We start from the raw sequence: 16,756 nt of genomic DNA on the forward strand, positions 1-16,756 counted from the left end.
CCGGCACACCCGACCGTAGTGAGCACAGCCCGCCCGTCAGGCCGGCGCTCGTCGCACCTCAACCACCGGGCGGGCACTCGTCGCCCAGCCGCCGCTGGTTGAGGTGCGAGGCCGCCCMCGGCCGAGCCTCGAAACCAGCGGCACCGGCACACCCSACCCTGCCGACCACAGCCCGCCCGTCAGGCCCGGAGGTCTCGAGGCTCCTCGCTGGCGCTCGTCGCAACCTCAACCATGGGCAGTCGCACGCAGGGAACGCAGGGCTTGCCGCCAGGCGGGGGCAGGACCTACGCAAGGCAACTGCGGCGCGGCAGCGCGGCGCCCGCGGCGAAGCCGCGTCGAGGGCAAGTGCGGGCCGAGCTTGCGAGGCCTGCGCGCAGCCCTCGACAGGCGACGCGCTCGCGCGAAACTAGTCGAGCTCGCCGGTGAGGATCAGCGTCAGCTTGTCGGCGGACATGTCGCTGTCGATGTCGGCGGGCTTGATCCGGGCGATGCCGAGGTCGAGGGCGAGGAGCTGGGCGGCGGCCTTCTTGCCCTTGGGGAAGTAGACGGTGGTGGCGGGCACGGTGCCGTACCAGTTGTCGGCGGCGGCCAGCTGCCAGCCGGCCTCCTTGACCCGCTCCCCGACGCGGCCGGCGAGGCCGGTGATGCGGGTGTTGTTGAAGACGACGACGGAGTGCTCGCCGCGGACGACGGGCTTGGGCTTGGGCTTCTCCTTGACCGGCGTCTCCGACTCCTCGGCGGTGGGGTCGTCGGAGGCGTCATCGGTGTCGTCGGACGCGGTCCCGGTCGGGGTCGCGGCGGCCTTGGTGGCGGAGATGTCGCGCTCGACCGGTTCGTCGCCGCGGGTCGCCACGAAGGCGACGGCGGCGAGCAGCACGGCGACGACACTCAGCAGGACGACGGGCGAGGGCAGGACGGCGCCTCGGTCGGTGCGGGTGCGAGCAGGCCAGGTGGGGAAGGTCATGGCCGCCTCTCTCCTCGGGTCAGATCTCGAAGCCGAGGCGCCGCGCGGAGCGCTGGCGCTGGCGCTGGGAGCGCAGTCGGCGCAGGCGCCGGACCAGCAGCGGGTCGTGGGCGAGGGCCTCGGGACGGTCGATCAGGGCGTTCAGGACCTGGTAGTAGCGCGTGGCGCTCATGTCGAACTGCTCGCGCACCGCGTTCTCCTTGGCGCCGGCGTACTTCCACCACTGGCGCTCGAACTCGAGGATCGCGCGGTCCCGGTCGCTGAGGTCGGCCGGAACGACCGGGGTGGCGTCCTGGTGGCTTCGCTCGGCGCTCATGAGGTCTCCTCGACGCTCGGGTGTGGGTTCGGCAGGTCTACGGGGCTCACTCTAGCCCCCGAATCACAACGATGTCATTCGACCGCGCCGACGGCCCCGGGACCGGGGCGGGGCCGGTCTAGGCTGCGGCCATGAGCGCCACGACCCCGATCGGCTGGGGCGTGCTCGCGCCCGGCGGGATCTCCGGGCAGTTCGCGACCGACCTGGCCCTGGTGCCGGACGCCCGGCTGGTCCACGTCGGCTCGCGCACGCCGGAGCGGGCGGCGGCCTTCGCCCAGCGCCACGGCGCCGAGCGGTACGGAGACTACGACGCCGTGCTCGCCGACCCGGAGGTGGACGTCGTCTACATCGGCTCGCCGCACGTCGCGCACGCCGCGCAGGTCGAGCTGGCGCTGGCTGCCGGCAAGCACGTGCTGTGCGAGAAGCCGCTCACGCTGACCCGCGCCGGCGCGGAGCGGCTGTTCGCGCTGGCCCGGGAGCAGGACCGCTTCCTGATGGAGGCGATGTGGAGCGCGTGCCACCCCGTGTGGCGCGACCTGGCCCGCCGGCTGCCGGCCGGCGAGCTCGGCACCCCGCGCCACCTGTCGGCGGAGTTCCACTTCACCGCACCGGCCGACCCGACGCACCGGCTGCTCGACCCGGCGCTCGGTGGCGGGGCGATGCACGACATCGGGATCTACCCGCTCACCTTCGCCCACCTGATGCTCGGCGAGGCGGTCGAGCTGCAGGCGGTCGGCACCGTCGCCGGCGGGCACGTGGACCTCGACGTCGCGATCGCCGGGCGCTACCCCGGTGACACGCTCGCCACCCTGACCGCCGGGCTCAGCTCGCACGCCGCCAACGGCGCCCGGATCACCACCGACGCCGGCTGGGTCGAGATCACCGGCGACTTCCACGCACCGTCCGGGTTCACCTTCAACGCCATCGAGCGCCGCCACCAGCCGGTACGACGGGTGGTGCACGAGCCGCCGGAGCCGGTCATCGGCGCCGGCTACGGCAACGAGGCCGCCCACGTGCAGCAGTGCCTGCGCGAGGGGCTCACCGCGTCGCCGTGGGTGCCGCCCGCGCAGACGTTGACCATCCTCGGGCAGGTGGAGGACGTCCGCGCCCAGGTCGGTGCGGCGCCCCACCCCGCCTGACCTCCGGCTCCTGACACCGGCGCTGAGCCGTCGCGCGCCTAGGCTCCGGCCCCGCCGGCCTGCAGGTAGCGCACGACGGCCAGCACCCGGCGGTGCGACTGGTCGTCGTCGGGCGAGAGCCCGAGCTTGGCGAAGATCCGCTGGGTGTGCTTCTCCACCGCGGCCAGCGAGACGACCAGCGCCTCGGCGACCGAGGCGTTGGAGCGGCCCTCGGCCATCAGCGCCAGCACCTCCTGCTCGCGCGGGGTGAGCTCGGCCAGCGGGTCCCGGCGCCGGGTCATCAGCTGGCGCACGACCATCGGGTCGAGCACGGTGCCGCCCCCGGCGACGGTCACCAGCGCCTCGAGGAAGTCCGCGACGTCGCTGACCCGGTCCTTGAGCAGGTAGCCGACGCCGCCCTCCCCCGCTGCCAGCAGCTCGTCGGCGTAGGACGCGACGACGTACTGCGACAGGACGAGCACCCGTGCACCGGGCCAGGTCCGGCGGACCTCGACTGCGGCGCGCAGGCCCTCGTCGGTGTGGCTGGGCGGCATCCGGACGTCGACGATGGCGAGGTCGGGCCGGTGCTCGAGGACGGCGGCGACCAACGCCGGCCCGTCCCCGACGGCGGCGACGACCTCGTGCCCGGCCTCCGCGAGGAGCAGCTGGAGGCCCTCCCTCAGGAGCACCGAGTCGTCGGCGACCACGATCCGCATCAGGCCATCCTCACGGCACCGGGATCTCGGCGTGCACCCGGGTCGGGCCGCCCTCCGGCGAGGAGACCACGAGGTCGCCGTCGACGCCGTCGAGGCGCTCCTGCAGCCCGCGCAGGCCGTGGCCGGGCACCTGGACGGCACCGCCGCGACCGTCGTCGACGACGGTGACCTGCAGCCGGCCGTCGGCGACGGCGAGGACGACCTCGGCGCGCGTGGCCCCGCTGTGCTTGACGACGTTCGTCAGCGCCTCGGCGACGACGAAGTAGGACGCGGTCTCGACGGCGAGCGGGAGGCCGCGGGGCACGTCGGCGAGGACCTTCACCGGCACCGGCTGCCCGTCGGCCATCTCGGCGACGGCGGCGGCCAGGCCGCGGTCGACCAGGAGCGGCGGGGCGATCCCGCGGGACAGGGCGCGGAGCTCCTCCACGGCGGCGCGGGTCTGGGCGACGGCCTCGTCGAGGGTGCGGGCGGCGGTCTCGGGGTCCTGGCCGAGCTGGACGCGGGCGCGGCCCAGGTCCATGCCGAGGCGGATCAGGCGCTGCTGCGGCCCGTCGTGGATGTCGCGCTCGAGCCGGCGCAGGGACTCGGCCTCGGCGCGGTGGGCGGACTCGCGGCTCTGCTCGACCCGGGCGACGCGGCCCTGGAGCTCGGCGCGGCTGGTGAGCAGCACGGAGGCGAGGCTGCCGTGGAGCAGCGCCGCGAAGCGGGTGGCGAGCGGCAGGGTCAGCAGGGCGAGCACGCCGATGGCGGTGTTCACGGCGATGTCGGCGCCCCGGCCGTCGCCGAGGCCCATCAGCTCGGCCAGCCCGCGCGGGTCGCCGCCGTCGGGCAGGAAGCGCTCCCAGAACCAGTAGGTCGCGCCGTTGAGCACCGCGGCCCACCAGGCCAGCACGATCGAGAACGCGATCGTGCCGGTGAGCAGCCCGACCACCGACCAGACGACGTCGAGCCACGACTGCGGGTCGCGCAGCGCGGTGAGCGAGCGGGCCCAGAAGCCGTCACCGGGCCGGGGCTGCAGGTACGTCGGCGACGGCACCGGCTCACCCCGCAGCACCTGCAGCCGGATCCGCTCGAGCACGGCGAAGCCGCGGGCGACCAGGGCCGCGGCGACCAGGATGAGGATGCCGCCGACCACCACGACCAGGCCGACACCGGTGGCGACCAGGGTGACCACGACGACCATCGCCACCAGGGCGACCGGGAACGCGACGAGCGCGTAGGCCGACTCGTGCAGGGTGCGGGCGACCAGGCCGCGGCGGCGCCGGCCCGGCGCTGCGGCCGGGGGGTGCGGGTCGGGCCCGGTGGTCGGTGTCATCAGCTCGCTCGTGGGGTGCTCGCCCGGCCGGCCTGCGGGCTGGTCGGTCGGCTGGTCGGTCGGCTCGTGGGTCGGCTCGTGCATCGCCTGGGTCTCGGTCATGCCACCAGCGTCGTCCGCGGGCGGCCTCCCCGGAATCCTGCCAGCCGGACACCTGGTGTCGGGCCAGCCCGACACCCGCACCCCGTGCGGACCACCCCGATAGGGTTGCCGCGTGGCCCACGACCTGGTGATCGTTGCCAACCGGCTCCCCGTCGACCGCGTCAGGACTCCGGACGGGAGGGCCTCCTGGCGGCGCTCTCCCGGCGGCCTGGTGTCGGCCATCTCGCCGGTCATGCGCGCCCACGACGGCGTGTGGGTCGGCTGGCCCGGTGGCACGGAGCAACGGCTCAAGCCGTTCAAGGACGACGGGCTGTCGCTCGTACCGCTCGCGATGTCGGCCGAGGAGATCGAGGAGCACTACGAGGGGTTCTCCAACGCCACGCTGTGGCCGCTCTACCACGACGTCGTCGCGAAGCCGGAGTTCCACCGCGAGTGGTGGGACACCTACGTCAAGGTGAACCGGCGCTTCGCCGAGAAGGCCGCGGACCTGGCCGCGAAGGGCGCGACCGTGTGGGTCCACGACTACCAGCTGCAGCTGGTGCCGCAGATGCTGCGTGAGCTGCGCCCGGACCTGCGGATCGGGTTCTACCTGCACATCCCGTTCCCGCCCGCGGAGCTCTTCCAGCAGCTGCCGTGGCGCCGCCAGATCCTCGAGGGCCTGCTCGGCGCGGACCTGGTCGGCTTCCAGCTCCCGGGCGCGGCGCAGAACTTCGTGCGGCTGGTCCGCCAGCGGGTCGGCCACAAGACGCACCGCGACCTCGTCTACCTGCCCGACGGCCGAACGGTCCGGGCCGCGGCCTTCCCGATCTCCATCGACGCCGCCGGCTTCGACGACCTCGCCCGCTCCGACAGCGTCACCGAGCGCGCGAAGGCGATCCGCGAGGCGCTCGGCAGCCCGAAGAAGATCTTCCTCGGCATCGACCGGCTCGACTACACCAAGGGCATCTACGCCCGGTTGCGCGCGTTCGGCGAGCTGATCAGCGACGGCAAGCTCGAGGTCGACGACGCCGTCTTCGTCCAGGTCGCCGTGCCGTCGCGGGAGCGGGTCGAGCACTACCGGCAGCTGCGCGACGACATCGAGCGCCTGGTCGGCCGGCTCAACGGCGACCTCGGGCGGATCGGCCGTCCGGCGATCAGCTACCTCCACACGTCCTACCCCCGCGAGGAGATGGCCGCGCTCTACCGCGCCGCCGACGTGATGGTCGTGACGCCGTACCGCGACGGCATGAACCTCGTCGCCAAGGAGTACGTCGCCTGCCGGGTCGAGGACGACGGCGCGCTGGTGCTCTCCGAGTTCGCCGGGGCCGCCGACGAGCTGCGCCAGGCGTGGCTGGTCAACCCCTACGACATGAACGGGATGAAGGCGGCCCTGCTCGAGGCCTACGAGGCGGAGCCGAAGGAGCTCACCCGCCGGATGAGGGCGATGCGCCGCCAGATCCGCCAGCACGACGTGAAGGCGTGGGCCGACAGCTTCATGACCGAGCTGGAGGACAAGGGCCGGGCGCACACCAAGGTGCTGCGACCGGCCGACCGCAGCTGACCGGGAGCTGACCGGGCGCTGACCGGGAGCTGACCGGGCGCTGACCGGGAGCCGACCGGGGGGCTGACCGGCCCGCCGGACCGTCCACGGAGACGGGCCGCACGACCGCCCGCCGCGCGGTAGCGTTCGCCCATGGATCTGGTGCCCCTGCGCTCGCTGCCCGGCGCTGGCCTGCTCCCCGGACCCGACCAGGTCGTTGCAGCAGCGAGCAACGTCGCCCACAAGGTGCTCTACGGCGGCGTCGCCGACCTCCGGCCGATGCCCCGCACGCTCATCGACGACGGGACGCTGCGGGAGGTCTACCACTACCGCCCGGCCGGCCACGTCCAGGAGAAGGGCGACCCGGTCCTGCTGGTCACCCCGCTCGCGGCGCCGTCGGCCTGCTACGACCTGCGCCGCGGCTGCTCCCTGGTCGAGCACTTCGTGACCGAGGGGCGCCCCACCTACCTCGTGGAGTACGGCGAGGTGTCCTTCCGCGACCGCAACCTCGGCATGGAGCACTGGGTCGACGAGGTGCTGCCGACCGCGATCCGCTCGGTGTCCGAGCACGCCGGCGGTCGTCCCGTCCACGTCATCGGCTGGAGCCTCGGCGGGATCTTCTCGCTGCTGGCGCTGGCCGACCAGCGCTCGGGTGACCTGCCGGTCGCCTCGCTGACCGTGGTCGGCTCCCCCATCGACGTCACCCAGGTGCCGATGCTCGCGCCCTTCCGGCCGCTGCTGAACCTCACGGCCGGCCGCGGGCCGATCACCAAGGGCTACCAGGTGCTCGGCGGCGCACCGAAGCCGCTGGTGAAGTGGGCCTTCCAGCTGACGGCCTTCCAGAAGCTGGTGACCAAGCCGATCGCGCTCGCGACCCACGTCGACGACCGGGAGTTCCTCGCGCAGGTCGAGGCGGTCGACAACTTCACCGCCAACATGATCGCCTACCCCGGCCGGACCTTCGGCCAGCTCTACCACCGCTTCGCGAAGGGCAACCAGCTCGCGAGCGGCACCTTCGACCTCGACGACCGCACCATCGACCTGGCCGACATCCGGGTGCCCGTGCTGGTGTTCGGCGGTGCCACCGACGGGATCGCGCCGGTGCCGGCGGTCCGCGCCGTCGTACCCCTGCTCGAGAACGCGCGCGAGGTGCGCTTCGAGGTCGTGCCCGGTGGCCACCTCGGCATGCTGACCGGCCGCGCGGCGCGCACCACCACGTGGCTGGCGATGGACGAGTGGATCAACCGCTGGTCGACGGACGCCGAGGACGACACCGAGCCAGGTGAGCCGTCCGTGCCGATCGGCACCAACCGCAAGCGCCGCACGAGCTCGTCGGCATCGCGGTCCCTGGCCAGGTGAGCGCCGGGCACCATCCGGCCCCGGGCGGCCGCGGCCTCCGCGTCGGGTACGGCGCCGGCTCGGTCGCGACCGGCGCCTTCGGCACCGTCCCGGGCCTGATGCTGCTGCCCTTCCTCACCGACACCCTCGCCGTGCCGGCCCTGGCCGCCGGCGCCATCGTCTTCCTGCCGAAGGCGTGGGACGTGGTGCTGAACCCGGTCGCTGGGCGGATCAGCGACCGCACGGTCGACCCCCGCGGCCCGCGGCGGCCGTGGCTGCTGCGCGCCGGCGTGCTGCTCGCCGCCTGCTTCGCCCTGCTCTTCGCCGCGCCCGACCTGGGCTCGCGCACCGCCGACGCGGCGTGGGTGCTGGTCGCGTTCCTGGCGTGCGCGACGGCGTACGCCTTCTTCCAGGTGCCCTACGTCGCGATGCCCGCGGAGATCACCGACTCCTACGAGGAGCGGACCCGGCTGATGACGTGGCGCGTCGCGATCCTCGCGTTCACCATCCTGCTCGCCGGCGCCAGCGCCCCCGCGATCCGCGACGCGGTCGGCGGCCGCGACGGCTACCGCGTGATGGGCGTGGCGATGGCCCTGCTGATCCTCACCGGCGCGCTGCTCGCCTACCGCGGCACGCGGGCCGCGCCCGTGGGCGCGGTGGAGGCCGGCGCCGGGACCCTGCGCGACCAGCTGCGCCTGGTCGCGGGCGCCCGCGACTTCCGGCTGCTGCTGACCACCTTCGTGCTGCAGGCACTCGCCACCGGCTGCATGCTCGCCGGGGTCGACTACGTCGCCGGCGACGTCCTCGAGCGCGACGGCGCCGCCACCATCCTCTTCGTCTGCTTCGTCGGCCCCGCCCTCCTGCTCACCCCGGCATGGGCTGCGGTCGGGCAGCGGATCGGGAAGAAGACCGGCTACCTGGTCGCCTCGCTCGTGCTGGCGGCCGGGGCAGCGGCGGTGCTGCCGGCCACGGACGGCCCGACCGCCCTCGTCTTCGTCGCGGTCGGCCTCGTGGGCGTCGGGTACGCCGGCATCCAGGTGTTCCCGCTGGCGATGCTGCCCGACGTGGCGGCCGTCGACGCGCGCGACACGGGGTCGTCGCGGATCGGCGTCTACACCGGCGTCTGGACCGCCGGCGAGACCCTCGGCCTGGCCCTCGGGCCCGGCCTGTTCGCGGTGGTCCTCGCGATCGGCGGCTACCGTTCCAGCGACGCCGGTGGCGCGCTGCAGCCCGACTCCGCGGTCACCGCGATCGCCCTCGGCTTCTCGATCCTGCCCGCGGCCCTCGTGCTGGTGAGCCTGTGGTGGCTGCGGGGCTACACGCTCGACGAGACGGAGGTGGACCGCGTTGGCGCCTGACGACCTGCGCGCCCGGCTGGCCGCGCTGCAGGCCGACGACCTGCCCGTGCACGGCGGCCGCACCCTGGCCTACGTGTACGACGCCGGGCTGGCCGAGGTGGACGCGCTGGCCCGCGAGGCGGTCGCCGCCTTCGCCGGCAGCAACGGCCTCGACCCGACCGCGTTCCCCAGCCTGCTGGCGATGGAGAACGACCTGGTGGCGTTCGCCCGCCCGCTGGTCGACGGCCCGGACACGATGGTCGGAACGCTGACCTCCGGCGGCACCGAGTCGTGCCTGCTCGCCGTGCAGGGCGCCCGGGACGCCCGGCCCGACGTCACCAGCCCGACGATGGTCGTGCCCGAGACGGTGCACGCCGCCTTCCACAAGGCCGCGCACTACTTCGGGGTGCGGGCGGTCGTCGTGCCGGTCGGCCCGGACCACCGCGCGGACGCCCGGGCCATGGCCGAGGCGATCGACGACAGCACCGTGCTCGTGGTGGCCAGCGCGCCGTCGTACGCGCACGGGGTGGTGGACCCCGTCGCCGAGATCGCTGCCGCCGCCCGCGGCGTCCGCTGCCACGTCGACGCCTGCATCGGCGGCTGGGTGCTGCCGTGGGCGGCGCGGCTGGGCCGCCCGGTGCCGCGGTGGACCTTCGCCGTCGAGGGCGTCACGTCGATCTCGACCGACCTGCACAAGTACGCCTACGCACCCAAGGGCGCGTCGCTGCTGCTGCACCGCACGCCCGAGCTGCGCCGGCCGCAGTACTTCGCGCACGCCGGGTGGCCGGGCTACACGATGCTCAACGCCACGCTGCAGTCGACGCGCTCGGGCGGCCCGGTCGCCGGCGCGTGGGTGACGGTGCGGGCGATCGGCGACGACGGCTACCTCGACCTGACCCGCCGCGCGCTCGAGGCGACCGACCGGATCTGCGCGGGCATCGAGGCCACCGAGGGGCTCAGCCTGGTCGCTACCCCCGACTCGACCCTGGTCGCCGCCGTCGCGGACGGGCCGCTCGACGTGTTCACGGTCTGCGACGAGATGGCGCAGCGCGGGTGGTTCGTGCAGCCGCAGCTGTCCTACGACGGCCAGCCGGCCTCGCTCCACCTCGCGGTCAGCGCTTCGACCGACCCGGCGGGCTTCCTCGACGCCCTCGCAGGGTCGGTGGCCGCGGCGCTCGTCGCCGGGCCGGTGCCGGTCGACGAGGGCGTGGTCGCGCTGCTGCAGACGCTCGACCCGGCGACCCTGGGCGACGCCGAGTTCGACCTGCTGCTGGCGGCCGGCGGGCTCGCCGGCGAGGGCGGCGAGCTCGGCCTGCCGGAGCGGATGGCACCCGTCAACGCGCTCCTCGACGTCGCGCCCCCGCGACTGCGCGAGGCGGTGCTCGTCGCATTCCTCGATCGGCTGGCCCGACCGGCGGAGCTGCCCACAGGGCTGCCCACGGAGCTGCCCACAGGGCCGGCGGGCGGCGTACCCGGTGTCCCGACCGGCCATGCCCCGTTCGCGGGCGGCGGGTAGTCCCAAAGGACTAGCGGACCTCGGCCGGGCACCCGATCCCGGGACCGGTCCCGGTTCCGTAGATTTCTCATCACCGACGCGGACCCCAAGTCCACTGGAGGGAGCCCCACCGGGTCCGGCACCCCATTGCCGGGAGTGCCCCCGGAGGACCAGGACGGCTCGGGTTCCGCGTCGGAGCTACCCCGCGACACCGGGTGGCGTCCCTGGGAGGGAGAGGGACGGCACCACACGGTGGAGCGGACCGCCGGCGCGAAGGGAGAGCGCGACCGGCGGCGAGAACAGCACCCCGGCCGGGACCCGAGGATGGTGGGTCTGGGGGGACCACGCGCCCGCGGGCGCACTAGGGTTCCGGCCGTGGGTGCTCTCTCCGGACTCGTCGAGAAGGGCCTGATGGCCGCCGACTGGGCCGCGGCGCTGGCGCCGGTCGAGGACCGCGTCGAGGCGCTGGGTCGCTTCCTGCGCGAGGAGGTCGCCGCCGGCCGGGCCTGGCAGCCCACCGGTGACCGGATCTTCCGCGCCTTCCAGCGCCCCCTCGCCGACGTGCGCGTGCTCGTCGTCGGCCAGGACCCCTACCCGAACCCGGCCCACCCGATCGGCCTCTGCTTCGCCGTCGAGCGCAGCGTGCGGCCGTTGCCGCCGAGCCTGCGCAACATCTACCAGGAGCTCGCCGACGACGTCGGCGTCGTCCCGCCCGCCCACGGCGACCTCGGAGCGTGGACCGACCAGGGCGTCATGCTGCTCAACCGGGTGCTGACCGTGCGCCCCGGCGAGCCCGGCTCGCACCGCGGCCAGGGCTGGGAGCACGTCACCGCGTGCGCGATCCAGGCCCTCGTCCGTCGCGCCGAGGCCGGTGCCCCGGTCGCGGCGATCCTGTGGGGCAAGGACGCGCAGACCCTCAAGCCGCACCTGGGCCCCATCCCCTGGGTCGAGTCCGTGCACCCCTCCCCGCTCTCGGCCCACCGCGGGTTCTTCGGCTCCCGCCCGTTCAGCCGGGTCAACCAACTGCTCGTCGACCTCGGCGCCGAGCCGGTGGACTGGACCCTGCCGGACTGAGGGCGGGCTGAGGGCCGGGCTGACCCTGGGGTCTGGCTGGGGTCGCCGGGGCTGCAGGAATCCCCGGCTGAGCGGGGATTCCCGCGCTTGATGACGGTTGCAACGGCCAGCAAGCGCGAGAAGACGTCATCAAGCTCCGTCGTACGACGCCAGCCGGGTCGGGTGGCCCGGCTCACCCTTGCCAGCGACGTGCGTCCGGAATAAAGTTGAAGTCTCAACTAGTTGGGACGGACATGAGCACTGACACCACCACCCCCGGCACCCCGGCCGACCGGATGCCCGCCCTCTACATCGGGCACGGCGCGCCGCCGCTGCTCGACGACCCGGTGTGGTCGGGCCAGCTGCGCACCTGGGCCCGGGACCTGCCGCGCCCGAAGGCGATCCTCATCGTCAGCGCGCACTGGGAGTCCGCTCCCCTGTCGCTCAGCGCGAGCCACGCGCCGCTCGTCTACGACTTCGGCGGCTTCGCGCCGAAGTACTACCAGATGACCTACGAGACGCCCGACGCCTCCGACCTGGCCCGCCGGATCGCCGCGACCATGCCGCGCACCGAGCCGGTCCACCAGCACCGCTCGCGCGGGCTCGACCACGGCGCGTGGGTGCCGCTGAGGATCATGTACCCCCAGGGCGACATCCCGGTGCTGCAGATGTCGATGCCGACCCACGACCCGGGCCGGCTGATGGAGATCGGCCGCCGCCTGCGCCCGTTGCGCGACGAGGGCGTGCTGATCGTCGGCTCCGGCTTCCTCACCCACGGCCTGCCCTTCCTCCGGGAGTTCCGCATCGAGGCCGCCGCCCCCGGCTGGTCGAAGGACTTCGACGCCTGGGCCGGCGAGGCGCTCGCCCGCGGCGACGTCGACGAGCTGGCGTCGTACCGCGACAAGGCGCCGGGCATGCCCTACGCGCACCCCACCGTCGAGCACTACAGCCCGCTCTTCGTCACCCTCGGCGCCGCGACCGACCCCGCCACGCCGGGCGAGCAGGTTATCCGCGACGAGTTCTGGATGGGCCTGTCCAAGCGGTCGCTGCAGGTCGCCTGACCCGGCTCGACGACACCTGCAGGAATCCCCGCCCAGGCGGGGATTCCTGCGCTTGTCGACGTTTGCAACGGCCGACAACCGCGAGAAGACGTCAGCAACCTCCCCCGCCGTCGGTACGACGACGGCTCAGCCGCGCTGCAGGCGTGCCCGCAGCCGGGCGACCTCGGCCTCGAGCTCGAGCACCTTGGCGATCCCGGCGAGGTTGAGGCCCTCGGCGAGCAGGTCGCGGATGCGGTGCAGGGTCTCGATGTCGGCCGGGCTGTAGAGCCGGGTGCCGCCGGCGCTGCGCTCGGGGCACAGCAGCCCGCGCCGCTCGTAGACCCGGATGTTCTGCACCTGCAGCGAGGTCATGTCGGCAGCGACCGAGATGGCGTAGACGCCCCGCGTGCGCGCCCTGGCCGACCCGCGCGCCATTGCGACTTGATCCACGGGAACAGATTATCTATAACGTTCGTTACAGGTCAATGAAGCGGCCGGCACCGTGCCGGCGAACCTCGAGAGGAGACATGTCATGTTGCTGCGCACCACCGACCCGTTCCGCGACTTCGACCGGCTGACCAGCCAGCTCCTGGGTTCGGCCCTGGGCACCACGAACCGGCCGGCCGTGATGCCGATGGACGCCTGGCGGCAGGGTGACGAGTTCGTGCTCGAGTTCGACCTGCCCGGCGTGAGCCGGGAGAGCATCGACATCGACGTCGAGCGGAACGTGCTGACGATCAAGGCCGAGCGCGTCATGGGCAACGGCGACTGGCAGCGGCTCGCGTCCGAGCGCGTCCACGGCCAGTTCTCGCGCCAGCTCGTCCTCGGCGACAACCTCGACCTCGAGCGGATCGACGCCAGCTACGACAACGGCGTGCTCCGCATGGTCATCCCGGTCGCCGAGCGCGCGAAGTCGCGCAAGATCGAGATCAGCGGTGGCCAGGCCAACGAGCAGCGGACCGAGGCCATCGAGGCCTGACGGCCCCTCGTCCCCGGGGCGGCACCCCGGGGCCTCCTGGTGGGTGGGAGACAGGGACGGCCGGCGCGGTCACCGCGCCGGCCGTCCCGTGCCAGTTCCCTCCCCGGCCCTGCGTGCGCAGGGCGGCGGGCCGCGTCAGCGCACCCGCAGCTTCTTCATCAGCTTCAGCGACGACAGCATCTGCTTGACGTAGGCGTCGTAGTCCTGGCCCGGGCGGGCGCCCATGACCTGCTTCTTCAGCACCGCGACGTTCTTGGCGTCGGTGTACTTCAGCAGGCCCTGGTCTCCGTGGCGGGCGCCGACGCCGGAGTTCTTCACCCCACCCGACGGCGAGCCCTTGGAGGCGTACGCGGTCGCGAGCGCGTCGTTGATGTTGACGTTGCCCGACTCGATCCGCGCGGCCACCGCCTGGGCGCGCTTGAGGTCGCCGCTCCAGACCGAGGCGTTGAGGCCGTAGTCGGTGTCGTTGGCGAGGTGGATCGCCTCGTCGACCGTGCGGTAGCGGTGCAGCGCCACCACGGGGCCGAAGGTCTCCGTGACGCCGCAGACCATGTCCGTGGTGACGCCCTCGAGCACGGTCGGCTCGAAGAACGCCGGCCCGACGTCGGGGCGCGCCCGGCCGCCGGTGAGCACCGTGGCGCCCTTGGCGACGGCGTCCTCGACGTGCGAGGCGACCCGCTCCTTGTGGTCCGGGGAGACCAGCGAGCCGAGCTCCGGGCCGAAGTCGTACGCCGCCCCCATGGTCAGCGTCGAGGCGCGCTCGACGAACGCGGCCTTCAGCTCGTCGTACCGGCTGTCGGGGAGGTAGATCCGCTCGATGTGCATGCAGATCTGGCCGGTGTTGCCGAAGACGCCGAACGACGCCGACTCCACCCACTCCTCGACGTCGACGTCGTCGAGCACGATCATCGGGTTCTTGCCGCCGAGCTCGAGGCAGCAGCCGATGAGGTTGCGGCCGGCGCGCTCACCGATGACGCGACCGGTCGCGGTCGAGCCGGTGAACATGATGTAGTCCGCGTTGTCGATCAGCGTCGGGCCCACGTCGGGGCCCTCGCCGCAGACGACCTGGAACAGGCCCTTGGGCAGGCCCGCCTCCTCGAGCAGCGAGATGCCGTAGAGCGGCGAGAGCGCCGTCTTGTTGTCCGGCTTCACCACGACCGCGTTGCCGGCCATCAGCGCCGGGATCGCGTCCGACAGGCCCGTCGCGAACGGGAAGTTCCACGGGGCGATGATCCCGACGACGCCCTTGGGGACGCGGACCTCGGTCGAGGAGGACACGAACGGCACCGGGCCGCCGTGCCTCCTCGGCGCGAGCAGCTTCGCCGCCCGCTTGAGGTAGTAGCTGATGATCATCGGCGGGTCGCAGGTCTCCTCGATGGCCATCCGCCGGTTCTTGCCGCTCTCGGCCTGGATCAGGTCGGCAGTGGTGTGGGCGTTGTCGACCAGCAGCGTGTGCGCGCGGTCGAACACCTCGAGCCGCTTCTCCACCGGCCACCGCGCCCACAGGCGCTGCGCCTCGCGGGCCTCCTCGAAGGCGGCCTCGATGTCCTCGGGGGACGACTGCGGCAGCTCGACGAGGACGTCACCGGTGTAGACCTCGGTGAGCTTCCACGTGTTGCCGGTGGAGCCGCGGACCCGGCCCACGAGGCGCTGCAGCAGGTCCTCGGTGATGCTCGCCGGACGGCGTACGTCGGCCCCCGTGCCGAGGACGCGGCGCTCGTCGCCGGTCACCAGTCCGCCCCGCCCAGGATGAGCTCGGCGGCCTTCTCGCCGATCATGTAGCACGGCGCGTTGGTGTTGCCGCCGGTGATGCTCGGCATGATCGAGGCGTCCGCGACGCGCAGGCCCTCGATGCCGCGCACCTTGAGGTCCGGCCCGACGACCGCACGGTCGTCCACGCCCATCCGGCAGGTGCCGACGCCGTGGTAGACCGACGTCGAGCGCTCCTTGAGCGCGATCCGCAGCTCCTTGCCGTTCGGGATCGACGGACCGGGGTGGATCTCGGCCTTCACCGAGCCACCGAAGGCGGCCGACGCCATGATCTCGCGGATCATCTCGGTGCCCTGGGCGAGGACCTCGACGTCGTCGGGGTGCTGGAAGAAGCCGTAGTCGATGAGCGGCGCGGCCATCGGGTCGGCGGACGCGAGGCGGATCGTGCCGCGGCTCTTGGGGTAGATCAGCGTCGAGAAGACGGTCAGGCCCGGGCGCGGGTCGGGCATGTGCCGGATCGGCTCGTCCTGGTTGGGGCTCGGATAGGTCCACGGCAGCGCGTGCAGCTGGATGTCCGGGACGTCGGCGGCGAGGCTGGAGCGGACGAAGCCGACCGACTCGAAGACCGAGTTGTCGAGGAAGGACTTGCGACCGGCGAGGTTGCGGGCCGTCCCCTTCGCGAAGGTCCACGGGTTGCCCTTGCGGGTGATGGTCGGGATGTGGAACGACAGCGGGTGGAACAGGTGGTCGTGCAGGTTGTCACCGACCGGCAGGTCCGCGACCACGTCGATGCCGAGCGAGGACAGGTGGTCCGCGGGGCCGACACCGGAGAGCATCAGCAGCTGCGGGCTGTTGATGAAGCCGGCAGAGAGGACGACCTCCTTGCCTGCCTTGATGAAGCGGTGGGTGCCGCCCTTGCGGCCCTGGTCGACGACCTCGACGCCGGTGGCGCGACCGTCCCTGATGACGACCCTGGTCACGTGGACCTCGGTCTGGAACTCCAGGGTGCGCGGCGCGAGGTGGTGCACGTAGCCGCGGGTCGAGGAGTAGCGCAGGCCGTCGGCAGCGTTCTGCTGCATCCGGGCGATGCCCTCCTGCTCGGCGGCGTTGTAGTCGTCGAGGACCTTCACACCGAGGGTGTCGGCGGTCGCCTGGATGAACTGCAGGGTGGCTTCCTGCGGCGTCTTGTTGCGGGTGATCTTGATCGGGCCGCCGGCGCCGCGGAACTCGTTCTCGCCGTCCTCGAAGTCCTCGTAGCGCTTGAACGCGGCGTTGACGGAGTCGGCGTCCCAGCCGGTGTTGCCCTCGGCGGCCCACGAGTCGTAGTTGGCGCGGTTGCCGCGCACGTAGACCATGCCGTTGACCGACGACGAGCCGCCGCCGATCTTGCCGCGCGGAGCCGGCATCCGGCGGCCGTCGAGGCCGGGCTGCGGCACGGAGCGGTAGCCCCAGTCGAAGAGCCGCTCCAGCTTCGGCTCGGAGTGCATCGGGCCGATCATCCCGGGCACCTTCGCCATGTAGCCGTGCAGGCCCTTGTCGTCGGACGGACCGGCCTCGAGCAGGATCACGCTCGCCCCGGACTGCGCGAGGCGACCCGCCACGATCGCCCCCGAGCTGCCCGACCCGACGACGACGTAGTCGGCTTCACTGCTGTACGACGGGCGCTTGGCCATGGGGGCATCCATCCTTCGATCTGTGACGTGCGTCATTGGCGACGGCTCACTGTAACGCGTTCTAGTTCTTTCACGAAAGGG

At 73.1% G+C, this 16,756-nt stretch carries 15 protein-coding genes; 8 read left to right on the plus strand and 7 right to left on the minus strand.

Annotated elements, in window-relative coordinates:
- Positions 1-406: 406 nt before the first annotated feature.
- Together L615_RS14795 and L615_RS14800 are read right to left on the minus strand one after the other, a co-directional pair.
- Positions 407-964, minus strand: coding sequence for a LytR C-terminal domain-containing protein (locus L615_RS14795; protein WP_145725572.1), 558 nt, complete (start codon positions 962-964; stop codon positions 407-409).
- A gap of 19 nt (positions 965-983) precedes the next feature.
- Positions 984-1,280: a DUF3263 domain-containing protein gene (locus L615_RS14800; RefSeq protein ID WP_028656717.1), complete on the minus strand. Its 297-nt coding sequence runs from the start codon at positions 1,278-1,280 to the stop codon at positions 984-986.
- A 131-nt stretch (positions 1,281-1,411) separates the two neighbouring features.
- On the opposite strand from L615_RS14800, the gene L615_RS14805 reads away from it, so the two are divergent.
- Complete coding sequence (locus tag L615_RS14805) at positions 1,412-2,419, plus strand: Gfo/Idh/MocA family protein (RefSeq protein ID WP_145725573.1); 1,008 nt, start codon at positions 1,412-1,414, stop codon at positions 2,417-2,419.
- A gap of 38 nt (positions 2,420-2,457) precedes the next feature.
- Here L615_RS14805 and L615_RS14810 read toward each other — a convergent pair whose 3' ends face one another.
- Together L615_RS14810 and L615_RS14815 are read right to left on the minus strand one after the other, a co-directional pair.
- Positions 2,458-3,114 carry a response regulator transcription factor gene (locus tag L615_RS14810; protein ID WP_028656719.1) on the minus strand — a complete coding sequence of 219 codons (657 nt, stop codon included), beginning with the start codon at positions 3,112-3,114 and terminating at the stop codon, positions 2,458-2,460.
- Positions 3,115-3,124: 10 nt separating this feature from the next.
- Complete coding sequence (locus L615_RS14815; protein ID WP_222430565.1) at positions 3,125-4,531, minus strand: sensor domain-containing protein; 1,407 nt, start codon at positions 4,529-4,531, stop codon at positions 3,125-3,127.
- A gap of 112 nt (positions 4,532-4,643) precedes the next feature.
- On the opposite strand from L615_RS14815, the gene L615_RS14820 reads away from it, so the two are divergent.
- The 6 genes from L615_RS14820 (at position 4,644) to L615_RS14845 (ending at position 12,334) form a co-directional block, all read left to right on the plus strand.
- Positions 4,644-6,071 (plus strand): trehalose-6-phosphate synthase, encoded by a 1,428-nt coding sequence (locus L615_RS14820; protein WP_028656721.1) that lies wholly within the window; start codon positions 4,644-4,646, stop codon positions 6,069-6,071.
- A gap of 132 nt (positions 6,072-6,203) precedes the next feature.
- A complete protein-coding gene (locus L615_RS14825) occupies positions 6,204-7,409 on the plus strand; it encodes an alpha/beta fold hydrolase (protein WP_084255442.1) in 1,206 nt (401 codons plus the stop codon).
- Positions 7,406-8,746, plus strand: coding sequence for an MFS transporter (locus L615_RS14830; protein ID WP_145725574.1), 1,341 nt, complete (start codon positions 7,406-7,408; stop codon positions 8,744-8,746). The genes L615_RS14825 and L615_RS14830 overlap by 4 nt, the downstream gene beginning before the upstream one ends.
- A complete protein-coding gene (locus L615_RS14835; RefSeq protein ID WP_145725575.1) occupies positions 8,736-10,241 on the plus strand; it encodes an aminotransferase class V-fold PLP-dependent enzyme in 1,506 nt (501 codons plus the stop codon). Before L615_RS14830 ends, L615_RS14835 begins: the two co-directional genes overlap by 11 nt.
- A gap of 390 nt (positions 10,242-10,631) precedes the next feature.
- Positions 10,632-11,294: a uracil-DNA glycosylase gene (locus tag L615_RS14840; RefSeq protein WP_222430567.1), complete on the plus strand. Its 663-nt coding sequence runs from the start codon at positions 10,632-10,634 to the stop codon at positions 11,292-11,294.
- 233 nt (positions 11,295-11,527) lie between these two features.
- Entirely contained in the window at positions 11,528-12,334 is an 807-nt protein-coding gene (locus tag L615_RS14845; protein WP_261376716.1) for a dioxygenase, read from the plus strand.
- Positions 12,335-12,460: 126 nt separating this feature from the next.
- On the opposite strand, the gene L615_RS14850 is transcribed toward L615_RS14845, so the two are convergent.
- Complete coding sequence (locus L615_RS14850) at positions 12,461-12,763, minus strand: MerR family transcriptional regulator (protein WP_232221833.1); 303 nt, start codon at positions 12,761-12,763, stop codon at positions 12,461-12,463.
- A gap of 82 nt (positions 12,764-12,845) precedes the next feature.
- Here L615_RS14850 and L615_RS14855 point away from each other — a divergent pair, with 82 nt between their 5' ends.
- Entirely contained in the window at positions 12,846-13,292 is a 447-nt protein-coding gene (locus L615_RS14855) for an Hsp20/alpha crystallin family protein (RefSeq protein ID WP_145725577.1), read from the plus strand.
- 135 nt (positions 13,293-13,427) lie between these two features.
- On the opposite strand, the gene L615_RS14860 is transcribed toward L615_RS14855, so the two are convergent.
- Positions 13,428-15,023 (minus strand): succinic semialdehyde dehydrogenase, encoded by a 1,596-nt coding sequence (locus tag L615_RS14860; protein WP_145725578.1) that lies wholly within the window; start codon positions 15,021-15,023, stop codon positions 13,428-13,430.
- Positions 15,020-16,675 carry a GMC family oxidoreductase gene (locus tag L615_RS14865; protein WP_145725579.1) on the minus strand — a complete coding sequence of 552 codons (1,656 nt, stop codon included), beginning with the start codon at positions 16,673-16,675 and terminating at the stop codon, positions 15,020-15,022. Before L615_RS14865 ends, L615_RS14860 begins: the two co-directional genes overlap by 4 nt.
- Positions 16,676-16,756 lie beyond the last annotated feature (81 nt).

Origin of the sequence: Nocardioides sp. J9 (assembly GCF_007829375.1) — a bacterium.
In the GTDB taxonomy this organism is placed as follows: Bacteria; Actinomycetota; Actinomycetes; order Propionibacteriales; family Nocardioidaceae; genus Nocardioides.